This is a genomic window from Afipia sp. GAS231 (assembly GCF_900103365.1).
Taxonomy (GTDB): domain Bacteria; phylum Pseudomonadota; class Alphaproteobacteria; order Rhizobiales; family Xanthobacteraceae; genus Bradyrhizobium.
This window is the reverse complement of record NZ_LT629703.1, coordinates 5371934-5395367: the sequence shown is the minus strand read 5'-3', so window position 1 is coordinate 5395367 and position 23434 is coordinate 5371934. Positions and strand designations below refer to the sequence as shown.

General features: G+C 63.2%; 25 protein-coding genes. 16 read left to right on the top strand and 9 right to left on the bottom strand.

Annotated features, from left to right (window positions below; genetic code table 11):
- Positions 1 to 66 precede the first annotated feature (66 nt).
- Both BLS26_RS25520 and BLS26_RS25515 read left to right on the top strand, forming a co-directional pair.
- The gene (locus tag BLS26_RS25520; RefSeq protein ID WP_092515340.1) at positions 67 to 858 is read left to right on the top strand and encodes a crotonase/enoyl-CoA hydratase family protein; all 792 of its coding nucleotides are present in this window, start codon (positions 67 to 69) and stop codon (positions 856 to 858) included.
- A 146-nt stretch (positions 859 to 1004) separates the two neighbouring features.
- Positions 1005 to 1574, top strand: coding sequence for a hypothetical protein (locus BLS26_RS25515; RefSeq protein ID WP_092515339.1), 570 nt, complete (start codon positions 1005 to 1007; stop codon positions 1572 to 1574).
- A 15-nt stretch (positions 1575 to 1589) separates the two neighbouring features.
- Here BLS26_RS25515 and BLS26_RS25510 read toward each other — a convergent pair whose 3' ends face one another.
- The 3 genes from BLS26_RS25510 to BLS26_RS25500 form a co-directional block, all read right to left on the bottom strand.
- On the bottom strand, positions 1590 to 2597 hold the full coding sequence (locus BLS26_RS25510) for a phosphotransferase (protein ID WP_157676588.1): 1008 nt from the start codon (positions 2595 to 2597) through the stop codon (positions 1590 to 1592).
- A 35-nt stretch (positions 2598 to 2632) separates the two neighbouring features.
- Positions 2633 to 3328, bottom strand: a complete 696-nt coding sequence (locus tag BLS26_RS25505; RefSeq protein ID WP_092515337.1) for a glutathione S-transferase family protein — start codon at positions 3326 to 3328, stop codon at positions 2633 to 2635.
- Between the two features lie 296 nt (positions 3329 to 3624).
- Entirely contained in the window at positions 3625 to 4332 is a 708-nt protein-coding gene (locus BLS26_RS25500) for a glutathione binding-like protein (RefSeq protein WP_092515336.1), read from the bottom strand.
- A 200-nt stretch (positions 4333 to 4532) separates the two neighbouring features.
- Between BLS26_RS25500 and BLS26_RS25495 the strand changes: the two genes are divergently transcribed.
- Together BLS26_RS25495 and BLS26_RS25490 are read left to right on the top strand one after the other, a co-directional pair.
- On the top strand, positions 4533 to 5648 hold the full coding sequence (locus BLS26_RS25495; RefSeq protein ID WP_092515335.1) for an MBL fold metallo-hydrolase: 1116 nt from the start codon (positions 4533 to 4535) through the stop codon (positions 5646 to 5648).
- On the top strand, positions 5645 to 6256 hold the full coding sequence (locus BLS26_RS25490) for an SCO family protein (protein WP_092515334.1): 612 nt from the start codon (positions 5645 to 5647) through the stop codon (positions 6254 to 6256). The genes BLS26_RS25495 and BLS26_RS25490 overlap by 4 nt, the downstream gene beginning before the upstream one ends.
- A gap of 26 nt (positions 6257 to 6282) precedes the next feature.
- On the opposite strand, the gene BLS26_RS25485 is transcribed toward BLS26_RS25490, so the two are convergent.
- Complete coding sequence (locus BLS26_RS25485; RefSeq protein ID WP_092515333.1) at positions 6283 to 7047, bottom strand: sulfite exporter TauE/SafE family protein; 765 nt, start codon at positions 7045 to 7047, stop codon at positions 6283 to 6285.
- A gap of 96 nt (positions 7048 to 7143) precedes the next feature.
- On the opposite strand from BLS26_RS25485, the gene BLS26_RS25480 reads away from it, so the two are divergent.
- Together BLS26_RS25480 and BLS26_RS25475 are read left to right on the top strand one after the other, a co-directional pair.
- Positions 7144 to 8049, top strand: coding sequence for a LysR substrate-binding domain-containing protein (locus tag BLS26_RS25480; RefSeq protein WP_172804692.1), 906 nt, complete (start codon positions 7144 to 7146; stop codon positions 8047 to 8049).
- Entirely contained in the window at positions 8039 to 9262 is a 1224-nt protein-coding gene (locus BLS26_RS25475; RefSeq protein ID WP_092518551.1) for an NAD(P)-binding domain-containing protein, read from the top strand. The genes BLS26_RS25480 and BLS26_RS25475 overlap by 11 nt, the downstream gene beginning before the upstream one ends.
- Positions 9263 to 9274: 12 nt before the next feature.
- Here BLS26_RS25475 and BLS26_RS25470 read toward each other — a convergent pair whose 3' ends face one another.
- The gene (locus tag BLS26_RS25470; protein ID WP_092515331.1) at positions 9275 to 12028 is read right to left on the bottom strand and encodes a PAS domain S-box protein; all 2754 of its coding nucleotides are present in this window, start codon (positions 12026 to 12028) and stop codon (positions 9275 to 9277) included.
- A gap of 225 nt (positions 12029 to 12253) precedes the next feature.
- On the opposite strand from BLS26_RS25470, the gene BLS26_RS25465 reads away from it, so the two are divergent.
- The 4 genes from BLS26_RS25465 (at position 12254) to BLS26_RS25450 (ending at position 16999) form a co-directional block, all read left to right on the top strand.
- On the top strand, positions 12254 to 12469 hold the full coding sequence (locus tag BLS26_RS25465) for a hypothetical protein (RefSeq protein ID WP_092518549.1): 216 nt from the start codon (positions 12254 to 12256) through the stop codon (positions 12467 to 12469).
- A 463-nt stretch (positions 12470 to 12932) separates the two neighbouring features.
- Positions 12933 to 15896, top strand: coding sequence for an excinuclease ABC subunit UvrB (uvrB, locus tag BLS26_RS25460; RefSeq protein WP_092515330.1), 2964 nt, complete (start codon positions 12933 to 12935; stop codon positions 15894 to 15896).
- Between the two features lie 48 nt (positions 15897 to 15944).
- A complete protein-coding gene (locus BLS26_RS25455) occupies positions 15945 to 16712 on the top strand; it encodes a DpnI domain-containing protein (RefSeq protein ID WP_092515329.1) in 768 nt (255 codons plus the stop codon).
- 11 nt (positions 16713 to 16723) lie between these two features.
- A complete protein-coding gene (locus BLS26_RS25450) occupies positions 16724 to 16999 on the top strand; it encodes a hypothetical protein (protein ID WP_092515328.1) in 276 nt (91 codons plus the stop codon).
- 898 nt (positions 17000 to 17897) lie between these two features.
- On the opposite strand, the gene BLS26_RS25445 is transcribed toward BLS26_RS25450, so the two are convergent.
- Together BLS26_RS25445 and BLS26_RS25440 are read right to left on the bottom strand one after the other, a co-directional pair.
- The gene (locus tag BLS26_RS25445; RefSeq protein WP_092515327.1) at positions 17898 to 18089 is read right to left on the bottom strand and encodes a hypothetical protein; all 192 of its coding nucleotides are present in this window, start codon (positions 18087 to 18089) and stop codon (positions 17898 to 17900) included.
- A gap of 201 nt (positions 18090 to 18290) precedes the next feature.
- Positions 18291 to 18536, bottom strand: a complete 246-nt coding sequence (locus BLS26_RS25440; protein WP_092515326.1) for a hypothetical protein — start codon at positions 18534 to 18536, stop codon at positions 18291 to 18293.
- Positions 18537 to 18921: 385 nt separating this feature from the next.
- Here BLS26_RS25440 and BLS26_RS25435 point away from each other — a divergent pair, with 385 nt between their 5' ends.
- From BLS26_RS25435 to BLS26_RS36375, 6 genes are all read left to right on the top strand, one after another.
- Positions 18922 to 19368, top strand: coding sequence for a nuclear transport factor 2 family protein (locus tag BLS26_RS25435; RefSeq protein ID WP_092515325.1), 447 nt, complete (start codon positions 18922 to 18924; stop codon positions 19366 to 19368).
- A 239-nt stretch (positions 19369 to 19607) separates the two neighbouring features.
- Complete coding sequence (locus BLS26_RS25430) at positions 19608 to 19874, top strand: hypothetical protein (protein ID WP_092515324.1); 267 nt, start codon at positions 19608 to 19610, stop codon at positions 19872 to 19874.
- 198 nt (positions 19875 to 20072) lie between these two features.
- Entirely contained in the window at positions 20073 to 20507 is a 435-nt protein-coding gene (locus tag BLS26_RS25425; protein ID WP_092515323.1) for a nuclear transport factor 2 family protein, read from the top strand.
- 208 nt (positions 20508 to 20715) lie between these two features.
- Complete coding sequence (locus BLS26_RS25420; protein ID WP_092515322.1) at positions 20716 to 21627, top strand: hypothetical protein; 912 nt, start codon at positions 20716 to 20718, stop codon at positions 21625 to 21627.
- A 173-nt stretch (positions 21628 to 21800) separates the two neighbouring features.
- On the top strand, positions 21801 to 22220 hold the full coding sequence (locus BLS26_RS25415; protein ID WP_092515321.1) for a hypothetical protein: 420 nt from the start codon (positions 21801 to 21803) through the stop codon (positions 22218 to 22220).
- Positions 22221 to 22443: 223 nt separating this feature from the next.
- On the top strand, positions 22444 to 22581 hold the full coding sequence (locus tag BLS26_RS36375) for a hypothetical protein (RefSeq protein WP_172804691.1): 138 nt from the start codon (positions 22444 to 22446) through the stop codon (positions 22579 to 22581).
- A 67-nt stretch (positions 22582 to 22648) separates the two neighbouring features.
- On the opposite strand, the gene BLS26_RS36370 is transcribed toward BLS26_RS36375, so the two are convergent.
- Positions 22649 to 22792 carry a hypothetical protein gene (locus tag BLS26_RS36370; RefSeq protein WP_172804690.1) on the bottom strand — a complete coding sequence of 48 codons (144 nt, stop codon included), beginning with the start codon at positions 22790 to 22792 and terminating at the stop codon, positions 22649 to 22651.
- A gap of 162 nt (positions 22793 to 22954) precedes the next feature.
- Positions 22955 to 23434 carry a MaoC family dehydratase gene (locus BLS26_RS25410; RefSeq protein ID WP_092515320.1) on the bottom strand — a complete coding sequence of 160 codons (480 nt, stop codon included), beginning with the start codon at positions 23432 to 23434 and terminating at the stop codon, positions 22955 to 22957.

Below are 23434 nucleotides of genomic sequence, written 5' to 3'. Positions count from 1 at the left end.
GTGAATATACTCAATCCGGATCGGCTCCTATGCTGCGCGCAATGCTGCCCTCTCGGAGACGACCCGATGTCCGACACTGTACTGCTCGAAACCAAGGACGGGATCGCGCTGATCACGCTCAACCGGCCCGACAAGCTCAATGCGCTCAGCTACGAATTGATCGACCGCCTGATGGCGGTGCTCGACCAGATCGAGGTTGATGCCAGCGCCGGCGTCGTGGTGCTCACCGGCGCCGGCGAACGCGCGTTTTCTGCCGGCGCCGACATCCACGAATTTTCCGGCAGCGTCAGCCGCGGACCGAATACCGCGGCGCGCGACTTCGTCCGGCGCGGCCAGGCCATGACTGCGCGCCTCGAAGCATTCAGGAAGCCAGTGATTGCCGCCGTCAATGGCTTGGCGTTCGGCGGCGGCTGCGAGATCACCGAAGCCGTCCATCTCGCCATCGCCAGCGACCGCGCCTCCTTTGCCAAGCCCGAGATCAATCTCGGCATGCCGCCGACGTTCGGCGGCACCCAGCGGCTGCCACGGCTGGCCGGGCGCAAGCGCGCGCTGGAAATGCTGTTGACCGGCGATCCCTTCTCGGCCGCGCGAGCGCTGGAGATCGGCCTCGTCAACAAGGTCGTGCCGCATGACGAACTATTGCCGGCGACGCGCGAACTCGCCGGCCGCATCATGCGCCATTCGCCGCTTGCGGCCGCCAGCATCATCACCGCCGTGACCCGCGGATTGAACATGGCGATCGGCGAAGGGCTGCAGGTCGAAAGCGAACAGTTCGCGGCAATGGCTCCGACCAGCGATCTCGTCGAAGGCCTCGCCGCGTGGCGCGAGCGAAGGCCGCCGAACTATACCGGCCGCTGACGCCTGCATTCGCTCAAATTTTAGCGGAACACTTAGCGATGCGTTTGCGATCGCATGAACGTCATGAGCGGACGGAAATCGGCAATGGCTGGTCCGTTAACAGGTTGCATTTAAACTGCCGAAACATCCTGGGATGAGTCGGATCGATGAAACGAATCTACCTCTATGTGGCCCTGGCCTTCGTGGCCTCGTTTGCCGGCGTATCATGGGCCGCGCGCGGCTTTCCCGTCAGCGTCGGCGCGTGGCCGAAGGTATTTGCCTCCGGCGATCAGGGCGCCAGAGATGACCAGGACAAGCGGCGCGAGAACGAGCGCATCATGCGCTCGCTCGACACGATCAGGAGCGAAGCGCTGCAAGCCGCGACCGGCTTTGCGCTGTCGCCGTGCGACAGCACCATGAAGCAAAATTTCGTCGATGCGCTGACGGCCTATGTCCATGCCTGGCAGATCAAGCTGGACTGTCCGAGGCTCGCGAACATGCCGACCGTGTGCAGCCAGGAAAAGCTGAAGGCCGCCGTCGTCACCTTTTCGACGCCGCTCGATCAGCGCCTCACGGACGCTGTCGCGCAGGCCTTCGACCAGCCCGGCATCACCATCGCGGACTTTCCGGAGTCAATTCGCTTCGACATGTTGCGGTTCGGCGGCCCCGCCCTCCGACCGGGATATTTGCCGGTCTGTGAACCCCAGCTGCGCACCAGCGCCGGGAGATTCCGCTGAGCTGATGTTGCGACGCTAGCGCATATACATCGGCGGCAATCCGGGCGGCACCGCGCCGGACAGGAACGACGCCAGATACATCTTGCCAAGAACATGGCTGGTCTCGGGTGTTTCGGGTAGCAGCCGTCGATCGCGGATCGATCGTTCGAATTCGGCGGCGGTTGGCGCCGAAAGGTCGGCATCGGGCCTTGCCCGCGGGGCCGATGCCGAAGCGCTGAACAGGACACCCGCATAAAACAGGCGGGTCAGAGAACGCGCCAGCGCAAGTCGCTCGCGCAAATGGCGATCCGGCGGCCGGCCGAGGCAAGCCTGCAACAACACTTCTTCCAGCGCCAATGACGGCGCAAAGTTGTCGAGCGCGGTTGCGAGATCAACGAGGGGATCGTTGCAGAAGGCGTTCTCCCAGTCGATCAGCCACAATCGTTTGCCGTCGAACAAGAGGTTGCGCGGCAGGAAATCGTTATGGCTGGAGACGTGCGCGTTGGCGTCGAGGACATAGGCCTTGCGTATGTCAATCAGCCGTTGCGAAGCGGCATCGAGAACGCCATCGGCGAACAGACCGGTTTTGCAAACATGCGCCCAGACCCGGCGGACGATCTCGGGGTATTCGATGAAGCGCGAAAACAGCGGCAAGCCCTGTAGCTGCTTCAACAGTGCTCCGGTCGCCTGCGCCAAACCCAGTGGGCCGCCCGGATAGGTATCGAGCGGCTGGTCCTCGACGAAATCCATCATCACGACCCGGTCGTTCGCATCGAGATAATGAATTCGCGGCGCGAGACCCGCTTCGGCGGCGATCCGCATCGAGTCATACTGGTGCGGGTTGCGCAGCGGACTAGGCTGCCCTTCCAGGCGCAATACGAAGCGACGGTGGCCCGCCTCAATCAGAAAAACCCCCGCCCCCGACACACCGCCCGTCGCAGGCCTGACGTTGACGGCAGCCGTGGCATCAAGCACGGCCGCGATCGCCGAAACCGCGACGTCGCGCCGGGCGGCCGGAAGTGCGGCAAAGGGGTCGTTGCTCATGGTCTTGTCCAATGGTGGCGGCGGCCGGTCGAAGCCTATGCCGGATAGCCCGGCGATTTCCGCGCCATGCCGTCGAACGCATCGAGCAACCGTTCGCGCCAGGCATAGACCGGATCGTCTTCGGCCAGCAGCCTGAACGGTGAGACCACGCGCGCCCACTGGAACGGGCCGAACACGATATAGTCGGCGTAGTTCGGCGCGGCGCCACCGAGAAATTGTTGCGTCTTCAGGGTCAGCCGCAGCGGGTCGAGCGATTTGCGAAAGCCTTCGACGGCCTTGTCGCGGCCGGCCATGACTTCCTCCAGCGGCTTGCCGAAGCGCGCTTCGCGCGTCTTGCGAAAATAGGCGGCGTCGACCGGCTTCAGGTTAAGCGGGATGTCGGCGATGATCATCGGAAAGATGCCGCCGACGATGCTCAGATCGCCCCACCAGTTCAGCATCCGCGCCATGGCGCGGCCGCCCTCGCCGCCGAACAGCGACGGCCGGTCCGGATAGCGATCTTCCAGATAATTCGCGATCGCCCAGGAATCGACAACCGGCGTTTCACCGTCGAGCAGCACCGGCACCTTGTCGGACTTGTGCGGCGCGATCGCTTCCTTCTCGGTAAAACACCACGGGATCGTTTCCGCCGACAGCCCCTTATGCGCCAGTGCCATCCGCGTCCGCCAGCAGAACGGGCTGAACGGACGGCCGGCGTCGGCGCCGACGAGTTCGTAGAGTTTGAGTGACATTGGGGCGGCGATCCTGTTCGAAGACAGCCGCCAAACTACCCGTCATTGCGAGGAGCGCAAGCGACGAAGCAATCCATCCTTGCTTTGCCGCACGATGGATTGCTTCGCGGAGCCTGTCATCGGGCGCGCATTCGCGCGACCCGTTGGCTCGCAATGACGGATTTGGTCAGCCCCCTCCTGTCATGCCCCGCGAAGGCGGGGCATCCAGTACGCCGCGGCGGTTGTGGTAGCGATGAGCGGTGGCGCTTACTGGATCATCCGCCTTCGCGGATGATGACAGCGGTGCATGTCGTTCGCTACTTCACCACCGCCGCGGTCTGACCGAACAGCAGCTTGCGCTCTTCCTCGGTGCGGATCGCGGGCTGGCCGAAGTTCGGGTTGACCTCTTTCGCCTTGGCATAGGCGCGCATCGTCGCCGGCCGCGCGCCGATAGTTTCCATCCAGCGCTTGAGATGCGGGAAGTCGTCGATGTTCTGGCCCTGGTTCTTGTAGGGCACGATCCAGGGATAGGCCGCCATATCCGCGATCGAATAGTCGCCGGCGACGAACTCGCGGTCCGACAGGCGCTTGTTGAGCACGCCATAGAGCCGGTTGGTCTCGTTCACGTAGCGGTCGATCGCGTAAGGCAGCTTTTCGACGGCGTAGTTGCGGAAGTGGTGGTTCTGCCCGGCCATCGGCCCGAGCCCGCCCATCTGCCAGAACGTCCACTGGATCGCGTCGTAGCGGCCGTAGAGGTCGGCGGGCAGGAATTTTCCGGTCTTCTCCGCCAGATACAGCAGCATCGCGCCGGACTCGAAGATCGAGATCGGTTTTCCGCCGCCCTTCGGCGCGTGATCGACCATCGCCGGAATGCGGTTGTTCGGTGCGATCGCCAGAAATTCCGGCTTGAACTGATCACCCTTGCCGATGACGACAGGGAAAATCTTGTACTCCAGGGCGGCCTCTTCAAGAAACATCGTTATCTTGTGGCCGTTCGGCGTGGACCAGTAATGAAGGTCGATCATGGGCGCTGTCCCTGCATGAAATTGAAGCGCATCTCGAAATGGATGCGGATGCATGGATTTGAGCCGGGTCGTACCCTTGAGTCAATGGCACCGGCACGCCCGCGCGCGAATGTGATGACGCGTTGAGGCGGCATGGATTTGGGCTTAAGCTTGTGGGCAGGTTTTGCGGATCTGGTAACGACTTAATTGGGAGACATCCTATGACCGAGAACCTCGCCCGCCGTGATTTTCTGAAAGCGTCAGCCGCCTTCGCCGGCATCGCAGCCACAAGCGCATTTTCCTGCGTCGAGATCGCAAGCGCCGCACCGATCGCGGTGCCGACGGTGGACAAGCTGTCGATCAAGGTGCTGGTCGATTCCAGCTTCGATGCGTTCTTCCGCCCCAAGCAGGCCAATGGTGTCTCGATCACGCCGACAGCCAGGGGCGCCGATTTCCGGAAACCGCTGCACAGCGAGTGGGGACTGTCGCTGTGGCTGGAATCGCAGGCCGCGGGTGATCAGCGTACGCTGATGCTGGATTACGGCTATACGCCGGAGGTTCTGATCAACAACATGGAATTGGTCGGCGCCGATCCGTCGAAGATCGACGCGCTGATCGTCAGTCACGGGCATTACGATCATTTCGGCGGCCTCAACGGCTTCCTCGACAAGTTCCGTGACAAGCTTCCGGCCGAGGTCAAACTTTACGCCGGCGGCGAGGACAATTTCTGCCATCGCGTCAACCCCACGCCGACCAAAGGCCAGTTCACCGACTTCGGCGCGCTCGACCGCCGCCAGCTCGCGTCGCAGAAGGTCACGACCGTGCTGTGCGAAACGCCGACGGTGATCGCCGGCCACGCCTTCACCACCGGCAAGATCACCCGCCGCAGTATCGAGCGCGTGCTGCCGCAGACCTGGGTCGAATTCGGCATCAAGGACGGCCTCGGCTGCAACATCGGTCACTACCTGCCAGCCGAGATGGAAGGCAAGATCGTGCCCGATGAACACATCCACGAGCACGCCACCTGTTTCAACGTGAAGGATATGGGCCTCGTGGTGATCTCCTCCTGCGGCCATGTCGGCATCGTCAATTCGGTCAAGCAGGCGCAGGAAGTCTCCGGCATCCAGAAGATCCACGCCATCGTCGGCGGCTTCCATCTCGGGCCGGCGCCGGCGGACTACCTCAAGCAGGTGGTCGGCGAGATCAAGGCGCTCGATCCAGATGTGCTGATCCCGATGCATTGCAGCGGATTGAACTTCGTCCAGGAGGCGACAGCGCAGATGGGCGACAAGGTGCTGGTCACCACCACCGGCAGCCGCCTCACCTTCGGCATATGATCCGTCGTGCCGGCATCTTGCTGTGGCTGATGCTGGCGCCCGCGTTCGCCGGCGAAGCACCGACGCGCTCGCCGGCGGAGGTGATGGACATCCTGATGTGGAATCGGGAGCCGGTCGGCGGCCCCTTTGAACTCACAGACCACACCGGCAAGCCGCGCACCAACAGTGACTTCCGCGGCAAACTGATGCTGGTCTATTTCGGCTTCACCTATTGTCCCGACGTCTGCCCGACCGATCTGCAGGCGATCGGGCTCGCACTCGACAAACTCGGCACTGCGGCCGACAGCGTGCAGCCGCTGTTCATCACGGTCGATCCCGAGCGTGACACCGCAGCGCATCTCGCCGAATATGTGGCGATGTTTCATCCGCGCCTGATCGGGCTGACCGGAAGCGCGGAGGCGATCCGCAAAGCCGCCGATGCCTACAAGGTCTATTACGCGAAGGTAGATACACCCAAAGACACCGTGGGCTACTACACCGTCGATCACACCGCCTACATCTATCTGATGGACCGCGAGGGCAATTATCTCGGCTTCTTTCCGCCGGGCACATCCGCTGACCGCATGGTAGAGATTATCCGGCCGCGGCTTGGGGAGACGGCAAGGTAGCGTTCCGGTCACACCCCAGAAGGCCGTCAGAATGCCGTCGCGCTGGCGCGCGACGCATAGAACAGCCAGCCGCCATAAAGAATGTAATAGCCGGCAACGGTCGTGATCAGCCGGTTGGCCCAGGTGCGAAACTGCTGGTCGCTCATCGCTTCCAGGATGCGCCGCGCCAGCGTGGTGCCGAGCATCGACGCCGCGATCGCAACCCCTGCCAGTACCGGATCGAGCGTCGCGGCCTGGTCGATGATGCCGCCGAAGTAGATCAGCTTCGTGAAATGGCTGGCGACCTGGCAGGTCGCCTTGGTCGCGACCGTCTCGCGGCGGCCGAAATTGCCGCCGAGGAAGAACGTATCCATCAGCGGGCCGGAGACGCCGGTCATCAGCATCAGCCCCATGCAGACGGTGCCGTAGAAGGTGCCCTGCCAGACGCTGTCCGGATTAGGCTTGATATCCTTTGGCATCATCCGCGCCATGAACGGGGTGGCGCCGAGCAGCAGCAGCGCGATCGGCTTGTCCGGCACATAGCGGGTGAGCGACCACAGGCCGAGCGCCAGCGCGCAGCCGATCAAATAGACCGATACCGGCCGCCAGCGGATATGCGCGCGCCACAGGAAGGCGCGCCAGCCGTTCGACGCCATCTGCGTGATCGCGTGCAGCACCATCGCGGTGGGCAGCGGCATGAAGGTCAGCAGCACGCCGATCAGGATCATGCCGCCGGCCATGCCGAACAGGCCCGACAGGAACGCGGTCGCGACCATCAGCAGGCCCAGCGCGGCGATCAGAATCGGCGTCATTGGAATCTCCTCAAAGGTGTTTTGCCGCGCTTGGACCGGGGGCGCAAACTGAGTTATCTTGCCCTGGCATCAGTTTTCCTGAGGCTAGTGGATAGTATGCGGCGGCTACTCTTTCTCAACGGCATCAAGGCATTCGAGGCGGCGGCGCGGAGCGGCAGCTTCGCCGCGGCCGGCCAGGAGCTCAACGTCTCGGCGGCGGCGGTCAGCCGCATGGTTCACTTGCTGGAAGAACGGCTTGGCGTCGCGCTGTTCGAGCGCAAGGCCAACCGGCTCGAGACCACGCTCGCCGGCCGCGCCTATCAGAGCGGGCTGACGCCGATCTTCGACGCGCTGGCGAGCCTGACCGCGCAGGTGACGACGCCCTCCGGCGCACGGGTGCTGACCATCGGGGTCGGGCCGACCTTTGCGATGCGCTGGTTCATCCCGCGGCTGGTGGATTTTCGCAAACAAGAGCCCGACATCGAGGTGCGCATCACCACCGGCGGCGCGGCCGCGCCGTTCGGTGACGACTGGAGTTGCGGCATCAAGCTTGGCGACGGCGAGTGGCCCGGCCTGATCGCCGAGCCGTTGTTCGCCGCCGACCTCACGCCGGTCTGCGCGCCCCGGCTCGCCAATGCGCTGAAGCGCCCAAGCGATCTCAAAGGCACGACGCTGCTGCGGGTCGCGCATTCGCCCGACGACTGGTCGTCGTGGCTGAAGGCCGCCGGCGTCACGCGCGTCACCGCGCGCGGGCCGGAGTTTCAGTTCTACGGCCAGGCGCTGCAAGCCGCGGTCGACGGGCTCGGCATCGCGATGGGCATCCGGCCCTATATCGACGACGACCTCGCCGCCGGACGGCTGGTGGCGCCGTTCGATAGCAGCGTGCCCAAGGGCATGCGCTGGTACCTGGTCTATCGCGGCTTCCGCACCGAGCAGCGCGATTTTGCCGCGTTCCGGCGCTGGATCATTCGCGCGGCGGCTGAGCCGGCCGCGCGCCGAAAGGGCCAGCGTCATGCCGGTTGAACGGGTGGACACCCTGATCATCGGCGGCGGCCAGGCCGGCCTCGTGATGAGCCACCGGCTCAAGCAGCGCGGACTTTCTCATCTGGTGCTGGAACGGCAGCGGATCGCCGAACGCTGGCGCAGCGAGCGCTGGGACGGTTTGAAATTCCAGTTTCCGAACTGGTCGGTGCGGCTGCCGGATTTTCCGTTTCCGCACGCCGACCCGGACGCCTTCGCCACCACGGATGAGATCGTCAAATTCATCGAGGCCTATGCCGCGTTCGTAGCACCTCCGATCCGCTGCGGCGTTGAGGTGACGCGGCTGCGCCGGCGCGATGATGCACGCGGCTTCGTCGCCGAGACCGCCGGCGATATCATCGAAGCTGACAATGTCGTGGTCGCCACCGGCCCTTATCAGCGCGCGCTGGTCCCGGACCTGTTGCGCGACCATCCGGTGTTTCAGGTCCATGCCTCAAAGTACCAAAATCCAAAACAGCTTCCGTCCGGCGCGGTGCTGGTGGCCGGCGCCGGCGCGTCGGGCGCGCAGATTGCCGAGGAGCTGCAGCGCGCCGGACGCCGCGTCTATCTCTCGGTCGGAACCCATCGCCGGCTGCCGCGCCGTTACCGCGGCCGCGACCTGTTCTGGTGGCTCGCCGAAATGGGCATCGACCAGACTCCGACCGCGCAGCGCGGGGCGTCGGCTTTGGGGCCGGTGATCTCGGGCGCCTATGGTGGCCAGACCATCGACTTCCGCCGTTACGCCGCCGACGGCATGACGCTAACAGGACATCTGCAAAGCGCCCGCGGCGGCGTAGTTGAGATCGCACCGGGTCTTGCCGAAAGCATGGTCGCCGGCGACCTCGTCTTCACCACTTTCCTCGACATCGTCGACGGCTTCGTAAAACTGCATGGCCTGAATCTGCCCGAAGAGCCCGAGGCACGGACAAAGCTGCCGGACCCGCCTTGCGTCACCGACCCCTTGCAGCGCCTCGATCTCGGCGCATCAGGCATCGGCGCGGTGATCTGGGCCACCGGTTACGGCCTCGATTTCGGCTGGATCGATATTCCGGTGAAGGATGCGAACGGCGAACCGGTGCACCGCAACGGCATCACCGACGTGCCCGGACTGTATTTCCTCGGCCTGCCCTGGTTGTCGAAGATGAACTCCTCGTTTCTCTCGGGCGTCGGCGACGATGCCGCCGTGCTCGCCGATCATATCGCCGCGCGGCGCTGAAGGACCCGAGTTTCAGGCCGGCGCGGAATGGCTGTCGGCGAGGATTCCGGCATCCGTCAAGGCGGTGCGCACCATCCGCGCCAGGTCCAGCTTGCGATACGGTTTGGCCAGCAGCAGCACCCCGGAATCCAGCCGGCCATGGTGGATGATGGCATTTTCGGTGTAGCCCGACGTAAACAGCACTTTCAGGCCCGGGCGGCGCCGCGCCATTTCGGCGGCGAGCTGCCGGCCGTTCAAACGGCCGGGCATGATGACGTCGGTGAACAGAAGATCGAAGGCGGCGCCGCCATCGGCGATATCAAGCGCTTCGACGCCGTTTGCCGCCGACAGCGTCTTGTAGCCGAGGCTCTGCAGTTGGGTATCGACATAGCTGCGCACCAGCGGATCGTCCTCGACGATCAGGATGGTCTCGTGACCGCCTTCCAGCTCCGCGCTCAGCGGCGCCGCCGCAAGCTGTTCCGGCGAGCCGCCCGCCTGCGGCAGATAGAGTCTGAACGTCGTGCCGAAGCCTTCCTCGCTGTAGACCTTGATGTGGCCGTCGGATTGCTTGACGAAGCCGTAGACCATGCTCAGTCCGAGTCCGGTTCCTCGTCCGACCTCCTTGGTCGAAAAGAACGGATCGAACACCCGGTCGCGGATCGATTCCGGGATGCCGACGCCGGTATCGCTCACCGCGATCATCACGTAATTGCCGGCGCGGACGTCGCTGTGGGCGGCGGCATAGCTTTCGTCGAGGATGACGTTCCGGGTTTCCAGCGTCAGCTTGCCGCCGTCGGGCATGGCGTCGCGGGCGTTGATCGCCAGATTGAGCAGCGCGGAACTGAGCTGGCCCGGATCGACCAGCGCCGGCCAGACCGAATCCGCCAGCATCGATTCGATTTCGACGTGCTCGCCCAATGTCGGACGCATCAGTTTCGCCGACTCGACGATCAGGCGGTTGACGTCGGTGTCGCGCGGCTGCAGCGGCTGCTTGCGCGCGAAGGCGAGCAGATGCGCGGTGAGTTCGGCGCCGCGATCGGCCGCCTCGCCGATCAGCCGGGTGATGGCCGCGAGATCGGGCCGGTCGGAAACCTCCGCCGCCAGAATCTCGATGGTGCCGGTGATGACCGTCAGCACATTGTTGAAGTCGTGCGCGACGCCGCCGGTCAACTGGCCGACGGCCTCCATCTTCTGCGCCTGCCGCAACTGCTCGTCCGCGGCGATCTTTTGCGTCATATCCCTGATGAAGGCGTTGACGACGTAGCCGCCGCGGCGGCGAAGCGCCTTCAGCGACACCTCGATCTTGAACGGATGGCCATCCTTGCGGATCGCATCGATCTCGAAACGTTCGCCGGCCGCCGCACTCGCTTCGCTGCGCAGCAGTTGTTCCCGCATCCGCCTGCGGTGCGATTGAAGCGCTTCCGGCAACACCAGGCTGATCAGTTGCTTGCCCAGCGCTTCCTGCTGCGACCATCCGAAGATGGCTTCGGCTGCCGGATTCCATTCCAGAATGTTACCGGCCTCGTCGGTCTGGACGAAGGCGTCGAGCGCATTGGCGACGACGTCGCGCGCCATCTGCTCGCTCTCGAGCAGGGATGCGGTCTTGGCGCGCGACTCGGCGGCCATGTCCGCGAACGCCGTGGCCAGCACGCCGATCTCGTGGCCGCCTCCGGCCGGCAGTGCGACAGTTTCGCCGCGGGAAAATCCCTCGACCACTTTGGTCATCTGCACCAGCGGCCGCGTCAGCGAGCGGGCGACGACGATGGCCAGGAGGAATGCGCAAAGCGCCGCAACAAGACCGACGATCAGGGTGGAATCGCGTGCCGCGATCGTGGTCGCCATCAGCTCGGCATAGGGCAGCGTCTCGATCACGGCAATGCGCGGACCCTCCGCCAGCCGCAGGCTCACCACCCCTGCCCCGAAGCGATGGCCGGTCCGGTCCAGCACGACGCCGGACGCCGTACCGCCCGCGGCAAGCAGTTCGGTCAGCTCCGGAAAATCGTCCTGGACGCGCCTCGGCTTGGCAAATTCGAAACCGAATTCGCGATCCGGATCGGGATGCAGCAGATAGTCGCCGTGATCATTGACGACGTAACGTCGGCGACCGTCGGCCGCGGCGTTGCGAATGCGCGCGAACGCCGGCCGCATATCGACATTGATGATGACGATGCCGAATGGCCGTCCATCGGGCGCGTGCAGCGCCGTGGCGACGCGGAGCACCGGGACATGCGGCGTTTCGATGACGCCGTTTTCCTGGTTGAGCTCGACCGGTGAGACATAGACCTCGCCTGCCGGCAAGCGAATGGTTTCTGCGAAGGCGGGGCGATCGCCCTTGCGCTGCAATTCGCCGTCCGGAACGGTGCGCGGCGAACCGCCGGGACCGGAACGGTCGGCCCGCACCAGTTCACGCCCGCCGTCCTCGACCCCGATGTAGCGGAACTCATGGTAGTTCGGCTTGGAAACCAGCTCGGCCTCGAAACGCCGTCCGAGACGCCTCCGCAGCTCCGTCTCGGAGGCGGCCGCCGCCGGATCGGTGCTCCGGTTGAGATGCGCGTTCATGATGTCGATGGCGGCAACCGCGGAGCGAAAGCCGATCACATCGGCGCGGGCGCCACGAACCGAGGCGGCAAGCTCGCTGCCGAGCAGTTCGGCATGTGTCTGCAGCCGGTCCAGCGCCCTCGGCAGGGCAACCGCGGCGATATTGCGATAGGACAGCACCCCGACCGCCGTCGTCGCCAGCAGCACCAGCGCGACCATCGCGATCGTCAAACGCGTCGACAACCTCATGGATTGCCCTCTGGCGTGCCGAATCCGCCGTTCGCACACACCGCGGTCGATGTCAGCCGCAACATAAGACTCGGTCAACCCCAAATCGGGCGAACTCGGCCGATTTCCGGCGCGGTCGCGCCCAGCCACCGCCGGAAATAGTGCTGACGATGTGAACTCGTTCACACCGGCTTTTGCCGCGCCGTGCTGTTCTATCTGCGAGCAAAAGTTCGGGGGAGAATCGCCATGATCTATGGCGGCTTTGAAATTCAGTCGTTCGAGGCGGGGAGAGGTCTATGGCACGCCAGGATTCAACGGGCAGATCTGGAGCCGGTCGTGATCGATGGCCTGTCGTTTCCGACGCTCGAAGTCGGCTTCGCCTGGTCGGATCCGGAAGCGGCGATCGCGGATGCGATAGCCCATATCGACCGGTTCAAGCCGCGGTTCGCGACGGCCTTCTAGCACGTCCGACGACGCAGGCATCCCAAGCTGCGGTACAGCCTTCCAGACTGACCAACTGCCCGGATTGCCAGGCTGACCTTGCAGTACTGCGCATTATCCCCGGCCGCGCCGGCGCCGAATACTGGACCATGCGCTGCACCCGATGCGGCGGGATTCATCTCGACATCGTCGCGGCCAGCGCGGTGACGCAGGGTTCGGACGACCTGCGAGCTTAGGGTCTTCGGATTCCGTGTCTTTGAGCGATTCCGTCATGCGCGGCCTTGTGCCGGGCATCCACGTCTTTACGGCCCCACAGCAAGCAAAGACGTGGATGGCCGGGACAAGCCCGGCCATGACGGAGTGAACGATTCGAGTTCCCCCTTGCCGTACTGACAGCTGCTGACAGCCAAAACACGTCAGCAGCCTTCCCTCCCCACACCCCTTTGCCCTTTTCTCGTCGCCTGACTCGCCCCATATTCGGGCTATGGCGAAGATATCAGGCACTCCCAAAAAACCCGCGAAAACCCCGAAATCCAAAGCGCCAAATTCTAAGGCGTCTCGGCCCGACGTGCAGCCGATCGGGCCGGCGCTGGCGGAATTGCTCAATCCCGCGCTGAACCGCGGCGATGCCGGCATGGGCTCGGGCACTGGGCTGCAGCCGCCGCCGGACAATTCCTGGGACCGCCGCGCCGGCGGTGAGGCTGCCGCGCATCGCGCGCGGGCCTCGACGCGCGCGACCGGCGACGATGTTGCCAAGCGCGACGCGCAAGGTTTCGACGAAGCGCCGCAAAGCGAATTCAAGTCTCCCAACTACGGCACCTCGGCAACGATCCCGACCCTCGACCCCGAACTGGCGCGGCAGCTCGGCCTGCCGACCGCCGAGGACGATGACGAGGCGCTGGCACGGCCGCCGCGCAGCAAGATGGAAGCGTTCGGCGTCAAGGCCACGGCCGACGCGCTGGAAAACCTGATCCGCGACGGCCGCCCCGAGTTCAAAGGCGACGACGGCCAGGTGCGAATCTGGACGCCGCATCGGCCGCCGCGCCCGGAGAAATCCGAAGGCGGCGTGCCCTTTGTGATCAAATCCGAATACGAGCCGAAGGGCGACCAGCCGACCGCGATCAAGGAACTGGTCGAAGGCATCGAGCGTAACGACCGCACGCAAGTTTTGCTCGGCGTCACCGGCAGCGGCAAGACCTACACCATGGCCAAGGTGATCGAAGCGACGCAGCGCCCAGCCATCATTCTGGCGCCGAACAAGACGCTGGCGGCGCAGCTCTATGGCGAGTTCAAGAGTTTCTTCCCCGACAACGCCGTCGAGTATTTTGTCAGCTATTACGACTACTACCAGCCCGAGGCCTATGTGCCGCGGACCGACACCTATATCGAGAAGGATTCGTCGATCAACGAGCAGATCGACCGCATGCGCCACTCGGCGACGCGTGCTCTGCTGGAGCGCGACGACGTCATCATTGTCGCCTCGGTGTCGTGCATCTACGGTATCGGCTCGGTCGAGACCTATACCGCGATGACGTTCGCGCTGAAGAAGGGCGAGCGCATCGACCAGCGCCAACTGATCGCCGACCTCGTCGCGCTGCAGTACAAGCGGACCCAGGCCGATTTCACCCGCGGCACGTTTCGCGTCCGCGGCGACGTCATCGACATTTTTCCGGCGCATTATGAAGACCGCGCCTGGCGCGTGAACCTGTTCGGCGACACCGTGGAGAATATCGAGGAGTTCGATCCGCTCACCGGCCACCGCCAGGACGATCTCGAATTCATCAAGATCTACGCCAATTCGCACTATGTGACGCCGCGCCCGACGCTGGTGCAGGCGATCAAGTCGATCAAGGGCGAGTTGAAACTGCGGCTCGACGAACTCAACAACCACGGCCGCCTCTTGGAAGCGCAGCGGCTGGAGCAGCGCACCACCTTCGATCTCGAAATGATGGAAGCCACGGGAAGCTGCGCCGGCATCGAAAACTATTCGCGCTACCTCACGGGACGCCGACCCGGCGAACCGCCGCCGACGCTGTTCGAATATGTCCCCGACAACGCGCTGGTCTTCGCCGACGAAAGCCACGTTACGGTCCCCCAAATTGGCGGCATGTTCAAAGGCGATTTTCGTCGCAAGGCGACTCTCGCTGAATATGGCTTCCGGCTGCCCTCCTGCATGGACAACCGTCCGCTGCGCTTTGAAGAGTGGGACATGATGCGCCCGCAATCGGTCGCGGTCTCCGCCACACCCAGCGGCTGGGAGCTGAACGAGAGCGGCGGCGTATTCGTCGAGCAGGTGATCCGCCCCACCGGCCTGATCGATCCGCCCGTCAACATTCGCCCCGCGCGCACCCAGGTCGACGATCTCGTCGGCGAAGTCCGCGCCACCGCGCAGGCCGGCTACCGCTCGCTGATCACGGTGCTGACCAAACGAATGGCGGAAGACCTGACCGAATACCTGCATGAGCAGGGCATTCGCGTCCGCTACATGCACTCTGATATCGACACCATCGAGCGCATCGAGATCATCAGGGATCTCCGCCTCGGCGCGTTCGACGCGCTGGTCGGCATCAACCTGCTGCGCGAGGGCCTCGACATTCCCGAATGCGCGCTGGTCGCGATCCTCGACGCCGACAAGGAAGGTTTTCTGCGCAGCGAGACCTCGCTGATCCAGACCATCGGCCGCGCCGCGCGCAACGTCGACGGCAAGGTGATCCTCTATGCCGACCAGATGACCGGCTCGATGGAACGCGCCATCGCCGAAACCGACCGCCGCCGCGAGAAGCAGGTCGAATACAACACCGCGCATAACATCACGCCGGAGAGCATCAAGAAGTCGATCGGCGACATCATGAACTCCGTCTACGAGCGCGACCACGTGCTGGTCGAGATCGGCGACGGCGGCATGGCCGACGACGTCATCTCCATCGGCCACAATTTCGAGGCGGTGCTGGGCGATCTCGAAACCCGAATGCGCGAAGCCGCCGCCGATTTGAACTTCGAGGAAGCCGCCCGCCTGCGCGACGAGGTCAAACGCCTGCGTGCGACCGAGCTCGCCGTGGTCGACGACCCCACCGCCAAACAGCGCGTGGTGCAGAACAAGGCCGGCGCCTATGCCGGGACGAAGAAGTACGGCGACGCGGCCAACCTGCCCGCCAGCGCGATGAAGAAGAAGGGTGGAATGCGCGGCGCTGCTTCTTCCCCCTCGCCCCGATCCACGGGCGGTGCCGGCGGCGCCTCCAAAGTCCACAAACCCCATCTCGACGAAATGCACGGCCCAGAGTCCCTGCCCTTCCGCCCCGACGGCGCCAAGCCGCGCAAGCCGGAGATCGCCGGCGGCAGCAAAATCTTCCAGCCCACCGACTCGCGGCAATCCGGCCCAGAGTTCGGCCCGACGCCACGCTCCAGCGGCGGCGCGCCGGGGCATCGCGGTGGGTGGAAGAAGAGGTAGCGAAGCGCAGAACTGGCAATTTTGGCGAGTTTGGTTACGCTGGGCGCTATGAAACTTGCCTTTGAGGAATCCCAATCCGCCTACACCAGCGGTTCGCAGAAGGCCAAGGCATGGACCGAGGCATGGGTCGGCGCCTGGGCCTACTGCCCGCACTGCGGCAACGCGAAGATTTCTGCGTTTCCCAACAACAGCCCGCTAGCCGATTTCTTCTGTACATCCTGCAACGAGGAATTCGAACTCAAAAGCCAGAAGGGCAAATTCGGAACGCGCGTCGTCGATGGTGCCTTCAAGACCAAGTGCGAACGTCTGGCCGCCAGCAATAATCCAAACCTTCTCCTGATGAACTACGATCTCAAATCGCTTGCGGTCGTCAACCTGCTCATCGTGCCGAAGCATTTTTTCGTCCGGGGGATCATCGAGGAGCGAAAGCCGCTGGCTGCTACCGCGCGTCGCGCCGGCTGGATTGGGTCCAATATCCTCCTCAGCCGGGTCCCGGAATCGGGCAAAATTCATATCGTTCAGAACAGTGTGGTTCGCGCCAAGGACGCCGTGCTGGCGGAATGGCAGAAGACGCTCTTCCTGAGAGACGAGTCTCCGGAGACGCGGGGCTGGTTGCTCGACGTCATGAAATGCGTGGAGTCGCTCGGGAAGCGCGACTTCACGCTCGACGAGGTCTATGCCTTCGAACGTCACCTCGGTGAGCTCTACCCGGGCAACCAGAACGTCAAACCGAAGATACGCCAGCAGCTTCAATATTTGCGCGACCGGGGATTTATCGATTTCATTTCGCGCGGCAATTATCGTCTACGCCACTAGGGAGGTCGGGCATGGCCTGGTTTCTGAACTTCTATCGATGCGCACGCTGCAGGCGGCGCTGGACAGACGAATGGTCCTGCATGTGCGACGATACTTGTCCGAGTTGCGGCGCACGGGACATGACGCCCTTTGACAGTCATAATCTGACGGACATCGTTGAACAGGATGGCAACGAATTTATCGCAATCCGCTCGCCCAACTCAGCGGAACACGATCCCAACTATCGCGAACTTGGTCGTTTTCCTACACACGAAGCGGCGGTCGAGTATCTGACCGAGCGAGATTGATGTTTCTGTTGTCATTCCGGGATGGTCCGCAGGACCAGACCCGGAAGTTCGAGATTCCGGGTTCGATGCTGCGCATCGCCCCGGAATGACGAGGCCGAATCACCGCAAACTTAGCCCATCACCCCCAACCCCTTGTGTTGCCCGACGGGCAAATCACGCTTGGTCTCGGTCGAGTCCTCCGCGCGAAAATATTCCGCTTCGCGATTCCCCCAAATCAAGCGTAGAAATCCGCCATCCTGTCCCACACGAGGGGCGTATCCGGATCGTCAGAAACGCGGGGCGGGATGCGGTGGACGCGGCAGCGTCGGCGTGAACGGGAATTGCAGGGCGGGCTTTGCCTGTGAGCGATGACCACATGCAGACGAACGGCGCCATAACCTGGCGGAGCCTTTCGGCGAAGACAGGTTGCTGCGTACGGCAAAACCGTGTGGGCCCGGCATCCGTTGCTGATGTCAAGCTGCCGGAGGTTGTCGAACCCGACCGGGTTTCGATCGGCCTTAATCCGTCAGCGACGGTGACAAAAAGGAATTCGTCGCCGGGGCGAGCGCGGCATAAGCCGTCAAACCATTGCGCAGGGAAAGTCGGAGTGCCTCCGCTGAACCTGTATGCTCATGTGCAGCATTTTTTGATGCACATCGCACATGAGACCGCGGGTACAGCGTGTACCCGGCTTTCCCTGCGCCCCTCCATTTTCGAGGGACGAGATTTTCAGCCATAGCTCGGGCGCATCGCGCCGCGAGGATATTGGCGCATTTGCTTCATCGTCATTGCGAGCGCAGCGAAGCAATCCATCTTGCCGCGAAAAGAAAGAATGGATTGCTTCGCTTCGCTCGCAATGACGGAACGGGCTGTTTGAAATGTGAATCGGAAAAGCGTTTTCTGTCGGACGCTGCCGCCCTCACCCGGAGCGGCGGTGGCTGGTGTTCTGCACGAGATTGCCGTGCGCGGCCTGCTCGCGAATGTTGTGCTTCTCGTCGTCGCGATGGCCCTTGGTGGTGTCGAGGGGAACGTCGGGCGCGCTGCCCGGGCCCTTGTGGCTCTGGTTGTCATGGGGAACGGGCGTGAGGGCTGATGTCGCCGGTTTCGTCATGCGGTTCTCCGTTGTTCACGGAGAAGGACAACGCGGATGGCGGGCGGCTGGTTCCGCCGGGAGCCATCGGCCGTCATTGCGAGGAGCGAAGCGACGACGCAATCCATCTTTCTTGCTGCGGCAAGATGGATTGCTTCCGCGCTCCCTCTTTGAGCTTCAGCGGACAAGTCGCTTCGCTCGCAATGACGCGGACAGAGGCTCTTACAGCTTCTCCTGCCCCGCCGGCGCCTGGGTCTGGCGATGCTGGTCCTGCTGGCGGCCTTGCTCGTTGGCGCGATGGCGCCCATAGGCGCAGCCGGCGACGGCGCCGAGCACGCCGTGGTGTCCGGCATAGTGACCGGCGACGCCGCCGACCACGGCGCCCTTCAGGCAGCCCTTGGCATCCGCCGGCGAAGCGGCAACGATCGCGAGTGCGGCGATGGCGAAAATGGCGGCGGGGGTTTTCATGATGCGATGTCTCCGGGATGGATGTCGCATCGATAACGGCAGTTGCGGAATGAAGTTCCCTGCAGTTGCCTGTGATTGCCCGTGATTGCCCGTGATTGCCCGCAACGCTCAACTCGTGATACGCGGGCTTGACCCGCATATCCATCCGCTTCGCAATGATTCAGTCGAAGGCGATGGATTGCCGGGTCAAGCCCGGCAATGACGAAAGCAACCGGCCGAGCCGGCCAAGACGTTATCAAAAAAGTACTCCTAACCGCCGTTAACCGTTCTTGAGCCAGCAGTGACGGTGCGATGATTACCTTTGCGGAATAATCGCCGTGCTATTGCGCGGGCCCTGAAACCGGCCGCAAGAGCCGGGCCCACTACCGGCGGAGAAAAAAAGCGGATGACCGCGGAGCTCAACCGTCAGCGCGTGCTGAACCACCTCCATATATTCTATTCCGGCGATATCGAAGGCGCGCTGGCACGCTGCACCGACGACATCGCGTTCACCGCCAACGCGCCGGTCGACCTGCTGCCGCATATGGGCCATCGCCAGGGCAAGGCCGCGATGCGCGAGATGTGGACCGCCGTGCACCGCCGCTATACCGACATGCGCTGTGAGGTGCCGATCATCGTCGCCGAGGGCGACAAGGTCGCCGCGCATCTTCGCGTGTTCTTCCGCAAGCGCAGCAACCGGCGGGTGGTGCAGTTCGACATCGCCACGTTCTTCACGCTGCGCGACGGACTGATCGCCGAGATCCGCGAGGTCATCGACACGTTTGATCTCGTCGAGCAGGTGCTGGAGCGCGACGTCAGCGCGGTGCTGACCGGGAAGCCGGAAGAGATTTAGCTCCGCCGTCGTTCCGGGATGGTCCGAAGGACCAGACCTCAGATGCGCGATTGCGCATCGGGGAAGTTCGAGATTCCCCGATGCGCAATTGCGCATCTGAGGTTCTCGCTTCGCGAGCCCCGGAATGACGATGACGGTTCGGCGCGCGACAGAGCACCTCACATATTCTCCCCTCCGCATTGAACCTCTCCGCCCCCTCCGTGACACACCACAAGGCTGTTTCCGGACAAGAAGAACATATGAAGATCGCGTTGCTGGCTCTGTTGGGTTTGGCGCTGGGCGCCCTGGGGGGCGCGGCGCTCGGTATCGGGGCGGGTCTCGCCTGGGTTGAAATCTTTAAAACCACGAGTTTTGAAGGCTATAGCGGGATGCTGGTGTTCTTCACCTTCATGCCGCTCGGCGCCGCCATCGGCGGAATCGGGGGCGCTTTGCTGTTCGGCGTGATCGCCATCCGCGATGCCGAAATCGCCATCGAGCGTGAGCCGGTGGCCCGCCGGGACCGTTAAACAAGCGCTTAACGCCGCTAAATCACGCGTAAATGACTGAAATCGCCGCATTTGTGCAATGCAGAAACGTCAATTGTACTTTAACAAAGAACACCTATTGTTAGTACACTAACGAATTAGGCCAACCCGCCCGGCGTCGATGAAGACGCTCATTTGGGCGCGTCGCTGTTTTTGAAATCCAGTTCAGGGACCACCCAAATGACAGAGCACAGTCTCTGGCGTTTTTCGCGCGCGTTGCATCGCGCGATCAATGAACGCCAGCCCGCCGACCTCGAAGCCCTGCTCGACGACGACGTCGACTGGGCGATCTATGGGCCGATCGACATGTTTCCATTCTTCGGATCACGTCGCGGCAAAGCGGCCGTGATCGAGGTGATCAGGCAGATCGCCGAGAACGTCCGCGTCCATCGCTTCGACCGCGAATCGATCATGCTGGGGGTGGATTCCGCCTCCTCGATGATGCGCTATTCGCTGACAGCGCTGGATTCCAACAAGCCGATCAGCCTGCGGATCGCGCATTTCGCGCAGTTCAGGGCCGGCAAGCTGACCAATTTCCGCGTTCTGGTCGACACGTTTGATCTCGTCGAGCAGACCATCGGCTACCCGATCCACCTGCCGCGCATGGCGGTCTAGGGAATCTCGCCTTCGACTTGCCCGGGTCACCGCTGCCTGCCTTGTGCACGCGGCGTGGACCTGTCGGCGACGCCGGACATCCACGTCTCGTCTTTTCCAGCCCCAAGACAGACGTGGATGGCCTGGCTATTCGCCCGTCACGCGGCCTCGCCATAATTTCGCAACAGAGCGAACGCATTCTTGGCGAGACTTGGAATGCAGGCGGGCAATGAATCCCACGACAATATATCGCCGAACGAGGCTGCTGACGCTGGTGGCCGGCTTCAGCGTGTTTTCAGTGCTGGCGGCAGCGGCGCAGACGCCGCCGGCCGAGAAAGATGCGGAAATGCCCGCGGCGGAAGAGGCTGCTGCCGCTCCCGATGTCAACGACACCGACATCCTGAAGGACATCGACGTCAGCAAGCTCGACTGGAGCCAGCTCAATGTCGACGCCTCGACCTTGACCGGGCCGGCCCTGAAGGGCCGCGCCGCGCCGAAGGGCGCGAACGCAGACGCCACCTGGTCGAATAACGCCAAGCCGAACGGCGCTGCGGCGGTGTCGGTCAAGCAATCCGTCACGCCGTTCTGGGACGCGCGCGTCGGCGCCGACATGACGGTCGCGCGCCAGGGCACGCTGACGACGTCCGAAGCGCTGTCGGAAAAGCTTTCCAATGGCGGCAACCTGCAGCAATCCTCCGGCACCGCCTGGGCCGCCATTACCGCTCCCGGCGTGGCCTCGATCTGGGACAAGACCGCGGTGGAAGCCCGCGTCGATCCCGGCCAGGAGCAGTCCAAGCTCGGCACCTCCCTGAGCAAATCGGTGCCGCTCAGCGAGCAATATTCGCTGACATTGAAGAACGACTACAATGTGATCCAGCAGGGCATCGTGCCGGTGCCCGGCATCGTCAGCCGCCCGGCCCGCTCCTACGAAACCGACCAGTCGGCAAAGCTGAGCGTCACCGACACCGGCACCAGCTTTGTGGCGGGACAGACGCTGTCCAGCAACGACGACAAGTGGCTGCGCAAGGTCGGCGCCGAGCAGAAGCTGTTCGACGGCGTCACCATTTCGGGCTCGGTCGGCGAGACCTCGACGGGCGCCATCAACAAGAGCCTCAGCGCCGGCTTCAAGCGCAGCTGGTAGGCGCAGTTCTTCCTGCTGAATCGCTTCCTTTTCCGGCCATCTCCCAGGAATGATCCAGCATTGCCGCATATTGGCCCAGATGCGGTCAAAATCGGCAGTCCAGATGGCCCCGTACCACTTCGTCGTGCGGGGGACGTCCGCGCTCGCTTAGATGCGAAACAGAGGAATAGCCGATGAACGCTACCATTCGTTCCGAAGAGATTGAGCCAAACACGGAAGTCGACAGCAATCTCGCCGCCGTATCCGAGGTCGAGGCCGGCATTCGGGATTTCGTCCGTAACGACATTGCCTATCTGCGCCGTCCGCCGGCGACGGCAGCGGAAACCGTGCCGCTCGATGCAACCGCCGAGGCCACCGTCAACAGTGTCAACTCGCTGATCCAGCGCGTCGCCGGAACCTCGCTGGCGGAAATCGAGAAGCTGATTTCGGAACTCGAAAGCCTGCGCGACCTGCTGCATGCCGAAGGCCAGCGCGTCCAGCGCGAGATCTCGGGCTACGCACAGCTCAGCCAGGCCGCGATGAAGTCGACGCGCATGATCGCCGACAACGTCACGCAGTGGAAGCGCGCCGCCGACGGTTTGCGCAACAGCTAAACGCCGCGTCGTCAAGACTTGACCTGCCGCCGCCTCCTGCTAATGGAGCGCGGCGGTTTCGTTTGCAGCGTATTCCAGTGATGTGGACACAGGTTCACATCAACAAGCGCGCCAAACAAAAGACTAGAGCCAAATCGATTTGAACTTGCCGGCTGTGAACTGCGACCAACAGCAGGCGCCCTCGCCTCGGATGGGGATGGGCTGGAATTTTGGGGATATATTGATGGAAAGCGTCCGGCCGGACAACGCAGATCCGATTCCGTTGCAGCATTCACAGCACAACATGGCCAGCATCATGGTCCGGTTCGTCGGACTGCTGCTGATATTCGTGGTGGTGATGGGATTGCTCTGGAGCCGCTGATGGCCCGGCGGAATTTTCGCCGAACCCAAGCCTGCGAATCCACGCCTGTGGTTGGCGAATTCTCGGACTATTCGCTGGCGACCGTGGTGCTCTCGAGCGAATAGCCGCCGTCGGCATAGGTTTTCACCACCGTGGCGGCGGTCAGCATCACCGCAACGGTGATGGTTGCGAAGATAAAGCCGACGAATTTCAGGCCGCTGCGATCTGCCATGGTCATCCCCCCGATGCTTTCCCTGGGACCGATATGGCAGAGATAAAGTTCACAATGCGTTAGCGAATAAACCGTTCCACGGATTCATCAATACCAATCGATTAACGGCGCATTCGGTAACCATGTTGGCGCCATACAAGCCGACATACCCGGCAAATATTTTCAACCCTGATTCCTTCGCGGCACGAAGGCGGTCGCCAGGAATGAGTAGACCAACTCGCCGCGCTGGTTGGTGCCGGTATTGCGGGCCTGCAGGATGCCCCATTCCGGCCGCTTCTCCGATGTGCGCTTGGATTCGATGACGCTGCTGAAGCTGATCGTGTCGCCGGCCAATACCGGCTTGATCCAGCGCAGCTCGCGAAAACCCGGCGACGGCCCCCAGACCGCGATCTGCTCGCCGCGCGCGGCCGCCTCCCTGATCATGCGTTGACCGTCGGCCACCATCAGCTTCATGCACACCGAACCGACGTGCCAGCCTGACGCGGCCAACCCGCCGAACAGGGATTTGCGGCCCGCCTCCTCGTCGAGGTGAAAGGCCTGCGGATCGAATTGCGCGGCGAATTTCTTGATCAGTTCGGCCGTGAAGGTGAACGAGCCGATCTCGCGCCGCGCTCCGATCTCCATGTCCTCAAAGAAACGCAT

Coding starts and splice junctions, on each gene's coding strand:
- BLS26_RS25430 (WP_092515324.1), top strand. CDS start 19,608: ATGAAGATCGCGTTGCTGGCTCTGTTGGGTTTGGCGCTGGGCGCCCTG.
- BLS26_RS25435 (WP_092515325.1), top strand. CDS start 18,922: ATGACCGCGGAGCTCAACCGTCAGCGCGTGCTGAACCACCTCCATATA.
- BLS26_RS25500 (WP_092515336.1), bottom strand. CDS start 4,332: ATGATCGACCTTCATTACTGGTCCACGCCGAACGGCCACAAGATAACG.
- BLS26_RS36370 (WP_172804690.1), bottom strand. CDS start 22,792: ATGGCAGATCGCAGCGGCCTGAAATTCGTCGGCTTTATCTTCGCAACC.
- BLS26_RS25410 (WP_092515320.1), bottom strand. CDS start 23,434: ATGCGTTTCTTTGAGGACATGGAGATCGGAGCGCGGCGCGAGATCGGC.
- BLS26_RS36375 (WP_172804691.1), top strand. CDS start 22,444: ATGGAAAGCGTCCGGCCGGACAACGCAGATCCGATTCCGTTGCAGCAT.
- BLS26_RS25445 (WP_092515327.1), bottom strand. CDS start 18,089: ATGACGAAACCGGCGACATCAGCCCTCACGCCCGTTCCCCATGACAAC.
- BLS26_RS25440 (WP_092515326.1), bottom strand. CDS start 18,536: ATGAAAACCCCCGCCGCCATTTTCGCCATCGCCGCACTCGCGATCGTT.
- BLS26_RS25450 (WP_092515328.1), top strand. CDS start 16,724: ATGGCCTGGTTTCTGAACTTCTATCGATGCGCACGCTGCAGGCGGCGC.
- BLS26_RS25465 (WP_092518549.1), top strand. CDS start 12,254: ATGATCTATGGCGGCTTTGAAATTCAGTCGTTCGAGGCGGGGAGAGGT.
- BLS26_RS25510 (WP_157676588.1), bottom strand. CDS start 2,597: ATGAGCAACGACCCCTTTGCCGCACTTCCGGCCGCCCGGCGCGACGTC.
- BLS26_RS25505 (WP_092515337.1), bottom strand. CDS start 3,328: ATGTCACTCAAACTCTACGAACTCGTCGGCGCCGACGCCGGCCGTCCG.
- uvrB (WP_092515330.1), top strand. CDS start 12,933: ATGGCGAAGATATCAGGCACTCCCAAAAAACCCGCGAAAACCCCGAAA.
- BLS26_RS25480 (WP_172804692.1), top strand. CDS start 7,144: ATGCGGCGGCTACTCTTTCTCAACGGCATCAAGGCATTCGAGGCGGCG.
- BLS26_RS25485 (WP_092515333.1), bottom strand. CDS start 7,047: ATGACGCCGATTCTGATCGCCGCGCTGGGCCTGCTGATGGTCGCGACC.
- BLS26_RS25475 (WP_092518551.1), top strand. CDS start 8,039: ATGCCGGTTGAACGGGTGGACACCCTGATCATCGGCGGCGGCCAGGCC.
- BLS26_RS25520 (WP_092515340.1), top strand. CDS start 67: ATGTCCGACACTGTACTGCTCGAAACCAAGGACGGGATCGCGCTGATC.
- BLS26_RS25420 (WP_092515322.1), top strand. CDS start 20,716: ATGAATCCCACGACAATATATCGCCGAACGAGGCTGCTGACGCTGGTG.
- BLS26_RS25455 (WP_092515329.1), top strand. CDS start 15,945: ATGAAACTTGCCTTTGAGGAATCCCAATCCGCCTACACCAGCGGTTCG.
- BLS26_RS25470 (WP_092515331.1), bottom strand. CDS start 12,028: ATGAGGTTGTCGACGCGTTTGACGATCGCGATGGTCGCGCTGGTGCTG.
- BLS26_RS25425 (WP_092515323.1), top strand. CDS start 20,073: ATGACAGAGCACAGTCTCTGGCGTTTTTCGCGCGCGTTGCATCGCGCG.
- BLS26_RS25490 (WP_092515334.1), top strand. CDS start 5,645: ATGATCCGTCGTGCCGGCATCTTGCTGTGGCTGATGCTGGCGCCCGCG.
- BLS26_RS25495 (WP_092515335.1), top strand. CDS start 4,533: ATGACCGAGAACCTCGCCCGCCGTGATTTTCTGAAAGCGTCAGCCGCC.
- BLS26_RS25515 (WP_092515339.1), top strand. CDS start 1,005: ATGAAACGAATCTACCTCTATGTGGCCCTGGCCTTCGTGGCCTCGTTT.
- BLS26_RS25415 (WP_092515321.1), top strand. CDS start 21,801: ATGAACGCTACCATTCGTTCCGAAGAGATTGAGCCAAACACGGAAGTC.